The 16,269-nt window shown below is 62.4% G+C and carries 13 protein-coding genes and 1 tRNA gene; 10 read left to right on the top strand and 4 right to left on the bottom strand.

All coding sequences use genetic code 11. The features are described from left to right. Positions 1 to 11: 11 nt before the first annotated feature. Both KVU_RS09725 and KVU_RS09720 read right to left on the bottom strand, forming a co-directional pair. The gene (locus KVU_RS09725; protein WP_013385058.1) at positions 12 to 692 is read right to left on the bottom strand and encodes a GntR family transcriptional regulator; all 681 of its coding nucleotides are present in this window, start codon (positions 690 to 692) and stop codon (positions 12 to 14) included. 6 nt (positions 693 to 698) lie between these two features. Next, the gene (locus KVU_RS09720; RefSeq protein ID WP_254660349.1) at positions 699 to 1,523 is read right to left on the bottom strand and encodes a M48 family metallopeptidase; all 825 of its coding nucleotides are present in this window, start codon (positions 1,521 to 1,523) and stop codon (positions 699 to 701) included. A gap of 113 nt (positions 1,524 to 1,636) precedes the next feature. On the opposite strand from KVU_RS09720, the gene KVU_RS09715 reads away from it, so the two are divergent. Both KVU_RS09715 and KVU_RS09710 read left to right on the top strand, forming a co-directional pair. Then, positions 1,637 to 1,957 carry a TIGR02300 family protein gene (locus KVU_RS09715; RefSeq protein ID WP_013385056.1) on the top strand — a complete coding sequence of 107 codons (321 nt, stop codon included), beginning with the start codon at positions 1,637 to 1,639 and terminating at the stop codon, positions 1,955 to 1,957. A 119-nt stretch (positions 1,958 to 2,076) separates the two neighbouring features. Then, positions 2,077 to 2,152 (top strand) — tRNA-Ala (locus KVU_RS09710). 98 nt (positions 2,153 to 2,250) lie between these two features. Here the strand turns inward: KVU_RS09710 and KVU_RS09705 are convergent. Next, positions 2,251 to 2,799 carry a GNAT family N-acetyltransferase gene (locus KVU_RS09705; protein WP_013385055.1) on the bottom strand — a complete coding sequence of 183 codons (549 nt, stop codon included), beginning with the start codon at positions 2,797 to 2,799 and terminating at the stop codon, positions 2,251 to 2,253. A gap of 132 nt (positions 2,800 to 2,931) precedes the next feature. On the opposite strand from KVU_RS09705, the gene KVU_RS09700 reads away from it, so the two are divergent. The 8 genes from KVU_RS09700 to KVU_RS09665 all read left to right on the top strand — a co-directional run bounded on the left by KVU_RS09700 (position 2,932) and on the right by KVU_RS09665 (position 15,190). After that, positions 2,932 to 3,465, top strand: coding sequence for an RNA polymerase sigma factor (locus KVU_RS09700; protein ID WP_014537953.1), 534 nt, complete (start codon positions 2,932 to 2,934; stop codon positions 3,463 to 3,465). Between the two features lies 1 nt (position 3,466). Then, complete coding sequence (locus KVU_RS09695; protein ID WP_014537952.1) at positions 3,467 to 4,339, top strand: FecR family protein; 873 nt, start codon at positions 3,467 to 3,469, stop codon at positions 4,337 to 4,339. 157 nt (positions 4,340 to 4,496) lie between these two features. Next, a complete protein-coding gene (locus KVU_RS09690) occupies positions 4,497 to 7,820 on the top strand; it encodes a TonB-dependent receptor domain-containing protein (protein ID WP_236953096.1) in 3,324 nt (1,107 codons plus the stop codon). Positions 7,821 to 8,179: 359 nt separating this feature from the next. Beyond that, complete coding sequence (locus KVU_RS09685; RefSeq protein WP_013385052.1) at positions 8,180 to 9,685, top strand: ABC transporter substrate-binding protein; 1,506 nt, start codon at positions 8,180 to 8,182, stop codon at positions 9,683 to 9,685. Between the two features lie 87 nt (positions 9,686 to 9,772). Beyond that, positions 9,773 to 10,720 (top strand): ABC transporter permease, encoded by a 948-nt coding sequence (locus KVU_RS09680; RefSeq protein WP_013385051.1) that lies wholly within the window; start codon positions 9,773 to 9,775, stop codon positions 10,718 to 10,720. After that, positions 10,717 to 11,595 carry an ABC transporter permease gene (locus KVU_RS09675; protein ID WP_014537951.1) on the top strand — a complete coding sequence of 293 codons (879 nt, stop codon included), beginning with the start codon at positions 10,717 to 10,719 and terminating at the stop codon, positions 11,593 to 11,595. Before KVU_RS09680 ends, KVU_RS09675 begins: the two co-directional genes overlap by 4 nt. Further along, a complete protein-coding gene (locus KVU_RS09670) occupies positions 11,592 to 13,355 on the top strand; it encodes a gamma-glutamyltransferase family protein (protein ID WP_013385049.1) in 1,764 nt (587 codons plus the stop codon). Before KVU_RS09675 ends, KVU_RS09670 begins: the two co-directional genes overlap by 4 nt. A gap of 32 nt (positions 13,356 to 13,387) precedes the next feature. Continuing rightward, positions 13,388 to 15,190, top strand: coding sequence for an ABC transporter ATP-binding protein (locus KVU_RS09665; protein ID WP_013385048.1), 1,803 nt, complete (start codon positions 13,388 to 13,390; stop codon positions 15,188 to 15,190). A 50-nt stretch (positions 15,191 to 15,240) separates the two neighbouring features. Here the strand turns inward: KVU_RS09665 and KVU_RS09660 are convergent, their stop codons facing one another. Continuing rightward, positions 15,241 to 16,269 carry a methionine synthase gene (locus KVU_RS09660; RefSeq protein WP_013385047.1) on the bottom strand — a complete coding sequence of 343 codons (1,029 nt, stop codon included), beginning with the start codon at positions 16,267 to 16,269 and terminating at the stop codon, positions 15,241 to 15,243.

Raw genomic sequence — 16,269 nt, 5'->3', positions numbered from 1 at the left:
CCTGTTAAAGGCTAATTTTTCAACATCCTGAGACCCTGCGTGACATCCGCGCGCACGGCAAGGCGCAGGCTGGGTTCATCCCCCGCGCGCAGGGCCGCCAGAATCAGGCGGTGGTGCTGCGGCGGCTCGGTTCGGCGCAGGCGGCCATAGAGTTTGCGCATCGTCGGTCCCAATTGCAGCCAGACGGTTTCGGTCATGGCCAGAAACGCCGGCGCCTGCGCCCGCAGATACAGGGCGCGGTGGAATTCAAGATTCATGCGGATATAGCCGACGGGGTCCTGCCGGGCGATGGCCTGGCTGATGCCCTGGTTGATCACTTCCATCCGGTCGATCAGCGCGAAATGCGCGCGGGGCAGCGCGCGTGAGGCCAGCTCCGGCTCGAGCAGCGCGCGCAGCGAGGCCAGTTCCTCGAGGCGTTCATTCGACAGCTCGGGCGTGGCCACGCGGCCCGAGCTGGACATGACCAGCGCGCCCTCGGCAATCAGACGGCGCACGGCTTCGCGCGCGGGGGTCATTGAAACGCCAAATTGCGCCCCGATGCCGCGCAGGGTCAGCGCCTCGCCGGGGGGCAGCTCGCCATGAACGATCATCAGGCGCAGTTGTTTATACACGCGTTCATGCGCCGCAATCGTGGCATCCGCGGTGGGGCGGGCCGTTGCCTCGGGGGGCGCAGAGACGGGGTGCGTGACCATATAGCGTTACTCGGGTGCAGTGAAATCAATACGTTGCAGATGGGACCCATGCTGGCGCAACCATTGGCGCGCGCTGGCATGGTCCGGGAAAAGACGTGCGACCTCGGCCCAAAAGGCGGGCGAATGGTCCATATGTAGCAGATGTGCGACCTCATGGGCCGCGACATAATGCAACACCGGTGGCGGCGCCATGACAAGGCGCCAGCTAAACATCAACGCCCCGTCCGAGGTGCATGACCCCCAGCGCGAACGTGTATCGCGCAGGGTAAGGCGTGTGATCGGGCGGCGCGCAAGGCGGGCGTAATGGTCGGCGGCACGGCTGATATCATCGCGCGCCTGCACCTTGAGATAGGCGGCAAGCCGCGGCCCAAGGCTGGCCGCCCCCGGCACGATCAGGGCTCCGCCCTCGGCCCGCACACCGCGGCCTGTGCCTGCGGTAATCACATGCGCTGTTCCGCGCAGGGGCAGCGAATCACCGATCATCACCCGCCTTGGCCCGCCCATGGGCAGATGCCTGCGGATCCATTCGGCCCGGCTTTGGGCAAAGCGCAGCGCCTCGTCCAATGATGCGCGCGGCGGCAGGGTCAGCGTCACCGCGCCATCATGCTGCGACACCCGCAATGTCAGCCGTTTAGCGCGCGCATTGCGGCGCAGCTGCACGGCGATCGGGCCATCAGCGTCGATCGTGAATTGGGCGGGGTAGGGGCCATAGGCAGGGTTTTGACCTGTGTTTTCAGTGATGCGCGGTGCGCGTTGCGGGCGGGCTGTGGATGTGACATACAGCGCCTTCGCAAAAACCTGTGCAAGTGGCATTGTCAAAGGCTTTGACACTCATATCTGCTTATGGCAGGGGACGGCGAGTTATCGCAAGGCCAAGGATTATCCGAAGCCGCCTTGCCGCGTTTACCAAAGGGCCGCGTGGCCCGTTTCCAAAGGGATCCGGAATGCCCAAAGCTGAATGGGGAACCAAACGTCTTTGCCCGACCACCGGCAAGCGTTTTTATGACCTGAATGCCAATCCGATTGTCAGCCCCTATACCGGGCTGGTCGTCAGCATCGACACGGCGCGCGGTCGCTCGATCATGGCCGATGCTGCCGATGGCGCGAAGAAGCTGAAAGGCTTCGACGAGGATGATGATCTGCTGCTGGATGATGATGTCGAAGGCGATGACGCCGACCTCGCAGATGAGGTTCTGGAAGATGACGACGAGGACAATGTCTCGTTCGACGATCTGGGCGATGTCGCAGCCAACGACGACGAATAATCTTGCGGGTCAGCGGATTTGCTGACCCAAAGTCACGGAAGCCGGGCGTATCTTTTCGCTTGATCTCGCCCGGCCCAGACCCTAGAGAGACGCCATCAGCGACGAAAGTCGAAGATAACGGGGCCTTAGCTCAGCTGGGAGAGCGCTTGCATGGCATGCAAGAGGTCAGGGGTTCGATCCCCCTAGGCTCCACCAAATCCCCCATTGGTGCATCTTGAACATCCGTTGATGACGGGTTGTTGTTATACCGTCAAAAACCCCGCAAAGATGTCTTTGCGGGTGCGTTGCTGTGTTCAGCGCACCTTTGCGTAGATCAGGCAGTCGCGCGGCGCGTCCGAGATATTCGGATGGACGAAATAGCGGCGCAACAGGCCCTCGCGCTGCATCCCCGCCTTTTCCATCACGCGGGCAGAGGCCGGATTATCCACATCGCAAAACGCCTCGGCCCGGTGAATCGCCGGATGCGACAGGGCGTGATCAACCAGCCAGCGCATCACCTCGGACGCGCAGCCTTGGCCCCAGGCGGATGCGCGCAGGACATAGCCATAGCTGAGGCGGTGACCGAAGAGCTGTGGGTGGAACATGCCGATGATCTGATCGGGCTGCGCAAGCGGGCGCGCGACAACCGCAAAGCCAGTGCCGCGATCCCATTGGTCCGCTGCGATCTGTAAGAACGCCGCCGTGTCGCTGACGCTTTCATGCGGCCGCCACGCAAGATAGCGCGTGACGTTCCGGTCCGTGCCATAGGCGTCGAAAATGGCTTGGGCGTCATCAGGCGTGGCTTGGCGCAGGTGATAGCGCGATGTCTGAAAGGTGGTGGGCAGGCGATAGGGTGCTGTCATGGGCTGAACCTATCGCATGGGCGGCGCATCGCAAGTCACCCGCCTTGAAGCTGGTCGCGGATTATTTTATGCGAGCCGCAGGTAGTCCCCAAAATCGCAAGCTGCTGGCCCGTGACGCGGGCGCGAGGTTTCATGCCCCACGAGATTTTGGACGACGATGCCCATCGCATGATGGATCTGTATTTGCAGCGCTGGGATTTGCTGCACCGCGCATTGCGCAAGCGCGTCGGCTCGCATGATCTGGCGGATGAGGCGATGCAAGAGACGTGGTTCCGCCTGCGCCGTGTTGTCCAGCGGCGCGAGGCGGTGCGTGATCCAAAGGCCTATATTCTGATGGTCGCCGCCAATATCAGCATCGACCTGATCCGGCGCGAGCGGCGTCATATCATCGGCCATGACAGCGATGCGGCGGTGATTGGCGCCGTGGCAGATGAGATGCCGACCGCCGAGGCGGTTTTGATCGGCCGTTCGCAATTGCGGCAACTGGTGCAGGTGTTGATGGGGCTAAAGCCAAAAGCGCGCGAGGTGCTGATCATGAACCGCTGCGCTGGCATGACCCACCGCGAAATCGCAGCGCAGATGAAGATATCGGACCGGATGGTCGCCGAATATATGACCCAGGCTCTGCGGCATTGCCGCGATGCGTTCCGCGCTTTGGAGGATTAAGATGCCCCGCAGCTTTCCCGATACCGCGCTAAGCGATGAGGCCCTGGACTGGATCATCCGCCTGCATGCGGGCGGCGCGACCGAGGCGGATTGGCAGGCCTGGGCGCTATGGCGTGCGCAGGGCGATATGTTCGATGCTGCCGCGCGCGAGGCAGAGGCGCTGTGGCACGGCCTTGGGGCGGCGGGGCATCAGGTCAAGCGCGGGGCGCTGACACGCCGGACCGTGTTGGGCGGCGGTGCGGCGGTCGTCCTTGGTGCGGGATTGCTGCAAACCGGCGCGCTATTGCCGGATTACAGCACCATGGCGGCCGAGCGGCGCGATATCGTTCTGGCCGATGGCACGGCGGTTGCGCTGAACGCGCGCACCGCACTGAACCTTGACGCGCGCGGTGTCGCCATGCTGCGCGGGCAGGCCACATTTGATGCAGCGCGCGATCTGCTGCTGACTGTCCCCGGCGGCGAGGTGCATGCCGCTGCCGCACGTTTCGACGTCGATTTGCTGGCAGGAGGTCTGGCGCTGACCTGTCTAGAGGGCGCTGTGACGCTGCATTTTGGCGGACGCAGCGCGCGCTTGCAGGGGGGCGAGCGGCTGTTCACCGCAGGCTGGCAACGGGCGCGGGTCAATCCCGCCGATGCGCTGGCATGGCAGCGTGGCAAGCTGATCTTGGATCAGCGTCCCTTGGCCGAACTTGCCGCCAGCCTCGAGCGGTATCGCAGGGGGCGGATCGTGATCTGGGGCGATCAGGTCGCGGATTTGCGGGTCTCGGGCGTGTTTAATATGGCGGATGGGGATCTGATTTTGCAAAGCCTTGCGGGGCCGCTGCCGATCACGTTCACCCAATTGCCAATGTTCAGCGTGATCCGCCGCGCCTGACATCGCAAAAAATATTACGAAATTTCCTGTAAAGGTGGCGCGCTGGCTTCGTCCCTTAATTAACTGCCAGCCAGACGATCGATCCAGCCAGGCGTCATTCAATGCGGGCTGGACGATGGGACAAGTGAAAAGCCGTTTGCGCTTGGTAAAAGCGCTGATGTTGACAAGTGTGGCAGCGGCAACGCTGGCCTTGGGCGCGCCGGTGCTGGCGCAAGATGGCCCTGTGCTGGCGTTGCAGGTGCCGGCGCAGGATCTGGGTGTGGCACTGACGGCGGTGGGCGATCAGGCGGGGGTCAGTATATTCTTCCCCTCTGGCATTGTTGCGGGCCGTCAAAGCCCGGCGCTCAGCGGTGATTATTCGGTCGAACAGGCGCTGGTGCAGTTGCTGGCGCAGACCGGGCTGACCTATCAGTTCACCAGCCCGACCAGCGTTGTGATCTCGCAGCCGCTGGCCGATGTGGACAGTGACACGCTGGTGCTGGGGCCGGTGCGGGTGGTCGCAAGTTCCGCCGCCGCCAGCGCTGTTGAGGCCGCGGCCGAGCGGGTGCAGGATACCTATCGCGGCGTGGCCGCCAGCGCGCATCTGTCGGCCGAGGATATCGCGGCGGCGCGCGGCGCCTCGCCGGGGGATATGCTGCGCGGTATTGCGGGCGTGATGAACGCGGAAAACCGCAATTCGGGCGCGCTGGATGTGAATATTCGCGGCCTGCAGGGGCAGGGGCGCAGCCCCGTGGTACTGGACGGCGCGCTGCAGGAATCGACGGTTTATCGCGGTTATTCCGGCATGGCGGGGCGCACCTATATCGATCCCGATCTGATCGGCGGCCTCAGCATTGAAAAGGGCCCCAGCATGGGCGCGGATGCTACCGGCGCGGTCGGCGGCGTGGTGCGGGCGCGGACGCTGTCGCCCCATGATATTCTGGCCCCTGATGGCACATGGGCGCTGCGGCTGAATGCGGGCCTGACGGGCAATAACGACACGCCGCCCACCGCCACGACCGTCGGTGGCAGCGAGCCTGCCGTGCGCAACTATGACCGCCCCGATTTCCTGGATCTGAACGGGCATAATGCCTCGGCGGCATTCGCCTATCGCACCCAGACGGCGGATTTTCTGGCCGCCTATGCGCAGCGCGAAAACGGCAATTATTACACGGGCGAGCGCGGCATCCCCGTCAGCGAATGGAACGGCGGCGCGCATCCGTTTGAAAACGGCGAGCAGGTGATCAACTCGTCGATCGAGACGACATCCTATCTGCTGCGCGGCGTGTTCCGGCCCGTTTACGGCCATACGTTCGATCTGTCCTATCTGCGCTATGAAGGACTGTCGGCCGAGATGAAGCCCTCGCAGCTGATGTATGGCGATACGCCCTATCAGACCGTGACAGACGTCAGTGTCGATACCTATACTGCGCGCTATCGCTATAACACCGGCAACCCGCTGGTCGATCTGCGCGCCGATCTGTGGGCGACGAGGGTCGATAGTTTCAACATCGATCCGGTGCGGCTGGATTATGGCAGTTTTCAATATAACGGCGATATGTTTGCCGCGACCCTGTCCGAGCGTTGGGGCGCAACCGTGCATAATACCTCGGTCTTTGAAGGGGCGCCGGGGCGGCTGTCGCTGAACTACGGCTTTGCCTATGATCACGAGGATTTCGGCAAATCGGATGATTGGGAACGGCTGAACGCGCTTTATCCGGGCCGCTCTTGGGACCCTGTACGGACGGGCTGGCGCGATCAGACCAGCGCTTTCATCAATGCAACCTATAACCCGGCGGATTGGGCGACCTTTACCCTTGGTGCGCGCTATATCCATAACGAGGTCACCGACAGCAATACCGGCTCAAGCTGGGTGCTGGGTGGCATCAGCAATCATGACGCCGCCGAAGGGATCGCGCCCGCGTTCTCGGCGCTGATCGAGCCGGTGCAGGGCCTGCAATTTTATGGCCGCTATGCCGAGGCCCTGCGCGCCGCCAGCCCCTTTGAGGCGACCGAAGGCTTTTCCGGTTCAGTCAATCCCTATTGGGATCTGAAGATGGAGCATGCCCATAACACTGAACTCGGCATCAACGTGAACCGCTTTGCCGTGTTCCGCCCGGATGATGCATTCAGTGCAAAGCTGAGCTGGTTCAACAACGAGATCACCGATTACATCACGCTGGGGCAAGAGCGACTGACCGCGCCCAATGGCAATTCGACCGAAATTCAGGTGCGCACGAATATCCCCGAAGTCTCGATGCGCGGTTGGGAATTGTCCGCGCGTTATGCCGTTGGCAGCAGCTATCTGGCGCTGGGCGCGACGGAATATACCGATATTTCCAGCTGCTACCGCAGCACGGCGTCGCAGCCGATCAGCTGCTATGACGGGATGCCGCAGACCTCGGCGTCGTGGTTCGTAAACCATATCCCGCCAGAGCGGACCTTCTCGGCCACCGTTGGAACGGCTTTGATGGATGAGCGGTTGAACTTGGGTCTGCGCTATAACCGCGTTGTGCGCGCCCCGGCCTATGAGCTGTTCGACCTGTTCGGCAGCTATCAAATCAATGATCGCACCAGCCTGTCATTCGCTGTCGATAACCTGTTCGACATCTATTACGTCGATGCCCTCAGCCTAGGCGAAGGTGTCGCGGTGCTGCCTGCGCCCGGTCGTACCCTTAGCCTGAACTTTACCACCACCTTGGGCGATGGCACGCCTGAGCGCAGCTCGTCCGCGGCAGTGCGCAATTACATGGCGGCCCAAGCGGATGCGCGCAGCAGTGCGGTCCAGCCCTTTGATGGCAATTGGGGTGGCGCCTATGCCGGTCTGACCTTTGGCGCCGCGCGCTTTGCGGCCGAGGGCGAGACCTATGCCGGTGATGGCAGCTATAACGCCAATGCCGCCATCGAGCGCACCGATACCGCCGCCTCTTCGGCCGTTGCGGGGCTGCAATTCGGCTATCGCAAGCAGCAAGACAGCGGTCTGGTTCTGGGCGTCGAGGCCAGCGTCGATTTCGCACGCGGCCGCGCCCAGCAATATATGATTGATGAAACGCTGGACGTCGATCGTTGGGGCGAGAACAACACCCGCGCCGCAGATTACACCCATAGCTGGGGCGCAACCGCGATGCTGCGCGGCAGTGTCGGCCAGACCTTTGGGCGCGCGCATCTGTTTGCAACCGCCGGCCTTGGTATGATGGAAGAGCATCAGACGCGGACGCAATATCGCTTGGTCAGCGGCATCGTGAACTATCCCTCGTTCAGTGAAACGGACAGCCAATTGCGCACCGGTGTCGTGGTGGGCGCGGGGATGGATTATGCCTTCTCGAACGCGCTGTCGCTGCGGGGGGAATATGTCTATGGCTACTACCCCGAAAAGAACTTCAACTTTGATCGGGCCAGTAATGGCACAACAGCCGCAGGACTGCTGGACCAGATCGGCCGTCAGGCGGGCAGCGAGCTGCACACGCACGCATTGCGGATCGGCCTGAACTATCGGTTCTGATCTGTCGGAATAGCCAAGGATAAAAGCAGGGTCGGGGTCGCGCAAAACGCCCCGGCCCTGTCGCTTTTCTGGGCGCTCATTAACCTTTGCAATGCAGGGCAAGGGCGGTGCCGGACGCAAAGTCAGGCTGCCCGCGTTGCCGCCTTGCCACGCCTTCGCAATCGGTAAACCTGCGTCCCGACGTAAACCTGTGCGATTATCGATCCGTTTGGTCTAATTTTGGGCCCAAGGCGGTTGCCCTAGACCCCTTGGGTTGCCTATGGTTCGCGCAGATTGCGTCTGCTTTCGCCTAAATCTCAGACTGAGCCTAATTTTTAGGCGGTTGCGGCTGATCACGACTGAAAAAACGGGAGAGTATCATGAAGAAAAGCCTATTGATGGCGACTTTGTTCGCCTCGGTTTCGCTCGCAGGTGGCGCATTCGCGCAAGACTTGCGGATCGGCCTGAACGAGGATCCGGATTCGCTGGACCCGGCCCAGTCGCGCACCTTCGTGTCCTCGCTGGTTTATGAACAGCTGTGCAGCCGCCTGTTCAACACCGACCAAAACATGCAGATCATCCCCGAACTGGCCACCAGCCATAGCTGGTCGGAAGACGGCATGACACTGGTGCTGCAACTGCGCGAGGGCGTGACCCACCACGATGGCACGCCGTTCAACGCGGCCTCGGCGGTGCGCGTGTTTGAACGCAACATGAACCTGCCCGTGTCGAACCGCAAAGCCGAGCTTGGCTCGGTCGAAAGCGTCGAGGCGACCGGCGATCATGAACTGACCATCCATCTGAAATCGGCTGACGTGACGCTGCTGGCGCAGCTCGCGCACCATGCGGGCCGCATGTATTCGCCCGATGCCGCCGACGCCGCCGGCGAGAACTTTGGCCAGAATCCGGTCTGCTCGGGCCCCTATAGCTTTGTCAGCCGCAGCGAAGGCGATCGCATCGTCCTTGAGAAATTCGCCGATTACTACGACGCCGATGAATTCCACTATGACCGCGTGATCTTTATGCCGATCCCGGACACGACCGTCCGTCTGGCCAACGTGCGCGCGGGTGATCTGGATATTGTCGAGCGCACCGCGCCCGCCGATGTCCCCAGCGTCCAAAGCGACAGCCGCCTGCAATTGTTCCAGATCCCGAACATCGGCTATCAGGGCATCACGATCAACGTCGGCAACGGCGCCCGCGCCGAAGGGCCGCTTGGCTCGAACCCGCTGGTGCGTCAGGCCCTATCGCTGGCCATCGACCGCGAGGCGTTCAACCAAGTCGTGTTCGAGGGGCTTTATGTGCCCGGCAACCAATGGGCGGCTCCCGGCAGCGGTTGGTATGACGAGCGCTTCCCCGTGCCCGCGCGCGATGTCGACCGCGCCCGCGCACTGTTGGCCGAGGCTGGCGTAGAGCTGCCCCTGCGGGTCGAGCTGCAAACCGGCAACAGCCCTGTCGCGATGCAAGCGGGCCAAGTCATTCAGGCGATGGCCTCGGAGGCGGGTTTCGAGATTTCGCTGCGTGCCACCGAATTTGCGACGCTGCTGTCGGAAAACGTCGCCGGTAACTTTGACATGTCGCTGCAAGGCTGGTCGGGCCGGATCGATCCGGATGCGAACATCCACCCGTTCGTCCACACCACCGGCTCGAACAATGACGAGCATTACGCCAACGCCGAGATCGACCAGATCCTTGACCAAGCGCGCCAAGAACCCGATCCCGCCGTGCGTAAAGAACTCTATGACCGCACGACCGAGATTCTGCAGAACGATCTGCCGCTGCTTTATCTCTATCACATTCAATACTTCTTCACCCTGCGTGACGGTATCGAAGGTTTTGCACCCTATGCTGACGGCATCATCCGTCTGCGCGGCGTCCAAGGCTAATCACTAGAAGTCACGAAGCCGCCCTGTGCGCCGCCCGAAATGGCTGCGGGCAGGGCGGCTGTCCCGTATAAGAGGGAAACCCGCGCGATGATGCGTTTTGTTCTAAACCGCGTGCTGGTGGCAATTCCGACCCTGATATTGGTGTCGATCTTTGTCTTCATGCTGCAAAAGCTGCTGCCCGGCGACCCGATCCTGGTCATGGCCGGCGAAAGCCGCGACCCCGCCACGATCGAAATGCTGCGCGAGCGGTATCACATGAATGATCCCGTCCTGATGCAGTATTTCTATTGGCTGGGCGATGTGCTGCGCGGGGACCTTGGCCGCTCGTTGCGCACCGGGCTGCCGGTGAGCGACCTGATCTTGCAAAAGCTGCCTGTGACGCTGCAACTGGCGGTCATGTCGATGATCTTCGCCATGCTGATCGGTGTGCCTGCGGGCGTGATCGCAGCGGTCAAGCGCGGAACTCTTTGGGATTATCTGGCCAATGGCGTGGCGCTGTCTGGCCTGTCGGTGCCGAATTTCTGGCTGGGGATCATGCTGATCTTGCTGGTGTCGGTGAATTTGGGCTGGCTGCCGGCCTCGGGTTACGAGTCGCCCTTTGTCGATCCGTGGCGCAGTCTGCAAACAACGATCATGCCCGCCATCGTGCTGGGCACGGCCATCGCAGGGACGCTGATGCGGCACACGCGATCCGCGATGCTGGGTGTGTTGCAGGCCGATTACGTCCGCACCGCGCGTGCAAAGGGCCTTAGCGAAAAGATCGTCGTGCTGCGCCATGCCTTTCGCAATGCCTTGCTGCCCATCGTTACGCTGTCTGCCGTCATGTTCGGCGAGCTGTTGGCCGGCGCCGTGCTGACCGAGCAGATTTTTACCATTCCCGGCTTTGGCAAAATGATCGTCGATGCCGTGTTCAACCGTGATTACGCGGTCGTGCAGGGCGTGGTGCTGGTCACCGCCACCAGCTTTATCGTTATCAACCTGTTGGCTGACGTCCTTTATGTCATGCTGAACCCGCGTATGAGGGCAACCCTGTGACCGATACAGTCGTTCCCACCGCGGCCGACGTGCCGCCCCGCCGCCAGAACCGCACCTGGCGCAAATTCAAACGCAACCGCGCAGCGCTGGTCGGTGCGATTGTGGTGCTGTTCTTTGCCGCTCTTGCGCTGCTGGCGCCGCTGCTGCCGATCCCGAACCCGACGGCGACCGACTGGATGCTGGTCAGGAAACCGCCCTCCGCCGCGCACTGGTTCGGCACGGACGAGCTGGGCCGTGATATCCTGTCGCGCATGATCTGGGGGGCGCGGGCCTCGCTGCAGGCGGGGGTGATTTCGGTCGGGATCGCCGTCGCATTTGGCGTGCCGCTGGGTCTGCTGGCGGGCTATTTTGGCGGCTGGCTGGACCAGATCATCGCACGGATCACCGATGCGATGCTGGCGATGCCGTTCCTGATCCTCGCGATCGCATTGGCCGCGTTTTTGGGGCCGAGCCTGCAAAACGCCATGATCGCCATCGGTATTTCCGCCATGCCGGTCTTTGTTCGCCTTGCGCGCGGGCAGGCCCTGTCCGTCAAAACCGAGGATTATGTCGAGGCGGCCCGTTCCATCGGCATCAGCAACCTGCGCATCATGGGGCGCTATATTCTGCCCAATATCTTCCCGCCCATTCTGGTGCAGGCGACGCTGACCATCGCCACCGCCATCATTGCCGAGGCATCGCTGTCCTTCCTTGGCCTTGGCCAACAGGCACCCGAACCCAGTTGGGGTGCGATGCTGGCCACCGCCAAGAACTTCCTGACGCAAGCCCCGTTCATGGCGGTCGCGCCGGGTATTGCGATCTTTTTGGTGGTCATGGGCTTTAACCTGCTGGGCGACGGCCTGCGCGATGCACTTGACCCGAGGGATAACGGATGACCAAAGGCGCGATTTCCTCAACCCACGCGCTGGCCACACAGGCTGGCGCGGATATTCTGGCGGCCGGGGGCAACGCGTTTGACGCGGCCGTGGCTGCCGGCCTCGTGCTGCAAGTGGTCGAGCCGCATCTGAACGGCCCGGGTGGCGATCTGCCCGCGATCTTTTGGAAAGACGGCAAGGCACAGGTTCTATGCGCCCAAGGGCCGACGCCTGCGGGTGCGACCATTGCCCATTACAAGGCCGAAGGTCTGGATCTGATCCCCGGCGATGGTCTTTTGGCCACCGTCATTCCCGGCGCGTTTGACGGCTGGATGCTGCTGCTGCGCGATCACGGCACGATGGAGCTGGCCGATGTCATGCGTGCCGCGATCCGCCTTGCGGACGAGGGTCATCCGATCCTTGATCGTGCGGTGGATACGGTCGCAAAGCTGGGTGATTTCTTTACGCAGCATTGGCCCGGATCGGCCGCGCTGTGGTTGCAAGGCGGCGTGCCGCCGCAAAAGGGCGGCCTGTTCCGCAATGCCGATCTGGCAAACACATGGCGCCGCATTGTGGATCTGGCCCAAGGCGAGACGCGTGAGGCGCGCATTGATGCCGCCCGCGACGCCTTTTATCGCGGTTTCGTGGCCGAGGCGATTGGCGAATTCTGCGCCGGTTTCAAGGCCATGGATGAAAGCGGCACCGCCCATAGTGGGGTGCTGACCGCCGCCGACATGGCAGGCTATCGCGCCGGATACGAGGCGCCGCTGACCTATGATTACAACGGCTGGACACTGGCCAAGACCGGCCCTTGGGGCCAGGGCCCCGTCCTTGCACAAGCGTTGTCGTTGCTGCCCGCCGATGTGATGGCCGGGATTGATACCACCAGTGCCGATTTCGTCCATCTGGTGATCGAGGCGCAAAAGCTGGCCTTTGCCGACCGCGATACCTATTACGCCGACCCCGCCGTGGTCGATGTGCCGATGGATGCGCTGCTGTCCGATGCATATGCCAGCGCCCGCCGCGCCCAGATTTCGGACAAAGCCGACAACACGTTGCGCCCCGGCACCGCGCCGGGGTTCGCAGCGCAGGTCGCGGCGATGGCCGATGCGCTGGAACGCCTCAGCCGTCCCGAGGGCGCGGTCTACGAGCCAACCATGGCCCATCTTGCAACCGACAAAGGCACCATCCCGCGCGGCGATACCGTCCATCTGGATGTGATCGACCAATGGGGTAATATCGTCTCGGCCACGCCCTCGGGCGGGTGGTTGCAAAGCTCGCCCACCATCCCCGGCCTTGGCTTTTGCCTGAACTCGCGTGCGCAGATGTTCTGGCTAGAGCCTGATCTGCCCGGATCGCTGGCACCGGGTAAACGCCCGCGCACCACACTGTCGCCCAGCCTTGCCTGGCATCAGGACGGCCGCATTTTGTCATTCGGCACACCGGGCGGCGATCAGCAGGATCAATGGCAATTGCTGTTCTTCGTGCGCTTTGCGGCCCAAGGCTTGGACCTGCAAGCCGCGCTGGATGCGCCGATGTTCCATTCGACCCATATGCCCGCCAGCTTCTATCCCCGCTCGCGCGAGCCGGGCGGTCTGGTGGCCGAGGGCGATCTGCCTGATGAAACCCTCGAAGCTCTGCGCGCCAAAGGCCACGTCCTGCGCGTGGTGCCCAAGGGCAGCGTTGGCCGCCTGACCGCCGCCCTGCGCCATCCCGATGGCCGGCTGGAAGCCGCCGCAACCTATCGCGCCACCTATGGCGGCGCAAAGGTGCTGGTCTGATGAGCGCCAGCACACAACGACCGGAGATACCTATGACCCCCGTTCTTTCCCTGCGTGATCTGCGCGTCGCTTTTTCGGTTGATGGCGACTGGCGCGAGGTGCTGCACGGCATCTCGCTGGATGTGATGCCGGGCGAGACGGTTGCCATCGTGGGCGAAAGCGGCTCGGGCAAATCGGTCACCTCGCTGTCGATCATGGGGCTTTTGCCCAAGACCTCTGCCCGCGTCAGCGGCTCGATCACGCTGAACGGGCGCGAGTTGGTGGGTCTGCCGCAAACGCAGATGCAAAAGCTGCGCGGCGGCGATATGGCGATGATCTTTCAAGAGCCGATGACCTCGCTGAACCCGGTGTTCACCGTCGGCCAGCAATTGGCCGAGGCGATCAGCGCGCATCGCAAGCTATCCGCCGCCGAGATCCGTGCCGAGGCGATCCGTCTGCTTGAAAAGGTGCGCATCCCCAATGCCGAGGCGCGGCTGAAAGCCTATCCGCATGAATTCTCGGGCGGGATGCGCCAGCGGGTGATGATCGCGATGGCGCTGGCGTCAAAGCCGAAACTGCTGATCGCGGACGAGCCGACGACGGCCTTGGATGTGACGATCCAGGGCCAGATCCTCGATCTGATCAAGACGTTGCAGGAAGAAGAGGGCATGTCCGTCCTGTTCATCACGCATGACATGGGCGTCGTGGCCGAGGTTGCGGATCGCACCATTGTCATGTTCCGCGGCGATGCGGTCGAATCCGGCCCGACGGCGCAGATCTTTACCCAGCAGCAGCACCCCTATACCCGTGCCCTGCTGGCCGCTGTGCCCAGCATGGGCGCGATGGAAGGGCAGGCCCATCCGCTGCGCTTTGGTATCGTTGACAAGGAAACCGGCCTTGCCAGCCCCGAGGTGCCGCTGGATACCCCGGTGGATACCTCGGCGCCGATCCTCAGCCTGCGCAATCTGGTCACCCGTTTCGACGTGAAGGGCGGCTGGCTGGGGCGCAAAACCGGCGCGGTTCATGCGGTCGAGAATGTCTCGTTCGATCTGTTCCCGCGCGAGACCCTGTCACTGGTGGGCGAATCCGGTTGCGGCAAATCGACCATCGGCCGATCCATTATGCGCCTGACCGACAGTATCGCGGGCGAGATCCTGATCGATGGCGAGGATATGCGCACCATGCCCAAATCCCGCCTGAACAGCCTGCGCCGCCAAGCGCAGATGATCTTTCAGGACCCCTTTGCCAGCCTGAACCCCCGCATGACCATTGCCGAGGCGCTGACTGAACCCTTCTTGACCCATAAGATGGGCAGCCGCGCCGAGGCGCGGGCCAAGGCCGAGCATTTGATGGAACAGGTGGGCCTGTCGCCTGCGATGCTGTCGCGTTTTCCGCATGAGTTTTCGGGCGGGCAACGCCAGCGCATCTCGATCGCGCGGGCGCTGGTGCTGGACCCAAAGATCATCATTGCCGATGAAAGCGTCTCGGCGCTGGATGTTTCGATCAAGGCGCAGGTGGTCAATCTGTTGATGGATCTGCAAGATCGCCTAGGCCTGTCGTATCTGTTCATCAGTCACGACATGGCCGTGGTCGAGCGCGTCAGCCACCGCGTCGCGGTGATGTATCTGGGCGAGATTGTCGAGATCGCGCCCCGCGAAGCGCTGTTCGCCAATCCGCAGCACGCCTATACGAAAAAGCTGATTGCCGCTGTGCCGGTGCCCGATCCCGCGCGTCGGGGGCTGCGCCGTGCCATCAGTAATGACGAGATCAAAAGCCCGATCCGCGCCGTGGATTATGTGCCGCCAAAACGGCACTACCGCGAAGTGGGCGCCGGGCATTTCGTCATGGAGGCCTGAGCGCATCTCCCCGGCCGATGTCACCATCGGCCGGGGATTTTCCTTTGCGACTAGGCCGACAGTTCGCGCCGCACGATTTCTGCGCCTGCGCTGAGGGCCGCAAGCTTGCCGGTCGCAACAGCGCGGGACAAAGGCGCCATGCCGCAATTGGTACACGGGAACAGATTCTCGGCATCGACGAATTGCAGCGCTTTGCGCAGGGTATTCGCGACCTCCTCGGGCGTCTCGACCGTGTTGCTGGCGACATCGATCGCGCCGACCATCACCTTTTTGCCACGGATCAGCTCGATCAGATCCATCGGCACATGCGAGTTCTGGCATTCCAGCGAGATCATATCGATGTTGGATTTCTGCAGCTTGGGGAAGACATCCTCATACTGCCGCCATTCCGCGCCCAGCGTCTTCTTCCAATCGGTATTCGCCTTGATGCCGTAACCATAGCAGATATGGACGGCGGTCTGGCATTTCAGACCCTCGATCGCGCGTTCCAGCGTGGCGACGCCCCAGTCATTCACCTCGTCGAAAAAGACGTTAAAGGCAGGCTCGTCGAATTGGATGATATCGACGCCCGCGGCCTCAAGTTCCTTGGCCTCTTGGTTCAGGATAACCGCGAATTCCCAGGCCAGCTTTTCGCGGCTTTTGTAATGCGCGTCATACAGCGTATCGATCATGGTCATCGGACCGGGCAGGGCCCATTTGATCGGCTGTTTGGTCTGCGCGCGCAGGAATTTGGCATCCTCGACAAAGACCGGCTTTTGCCGCTCGACCGCACCGACGACGGTGGGGACGCTGGCGTCATAGCGGTTGCGGATGCGCACGGTTTCGCGCTTTTGGAAATCAACACCGCTGAGATGTTCGATAAATGTGGTGACGAAATGCTGGCGGGTCTGCTCGCCGTCGCTGACAATATCAATGCCCGCGTGCTGCTGATCGGCCAGCGACAGGCGCAGCGCGTCTTGCTTGCCCTCGACCAGGCCCTCGCCCTCCAGCTTCCAAGGCGACCAAAGAGTCTCGGGCTGGGCCAGCCACGCGGGTTTGGGCAAGCTGCCTGCGGTCGAGGTTTGTAGAAGTTTTGTCAT

Origin of the sequence: Ketogulonicigenium vulgare WSH-001 (assembly GCF_000223375.1) — a bacterium.
Classification (GTDB): Bacteria; Pseudomonadota; Alphaproteobacteria; order Rhodobacterales; family Rhodobacteraceae; genus Ketogulonicigenium; species Ketogulonicigenium vulgare.
Note: the sequence above shows the minus strand (reverse complement) of the source record. Positions and strands in the feature narration are given on the sequence as shown.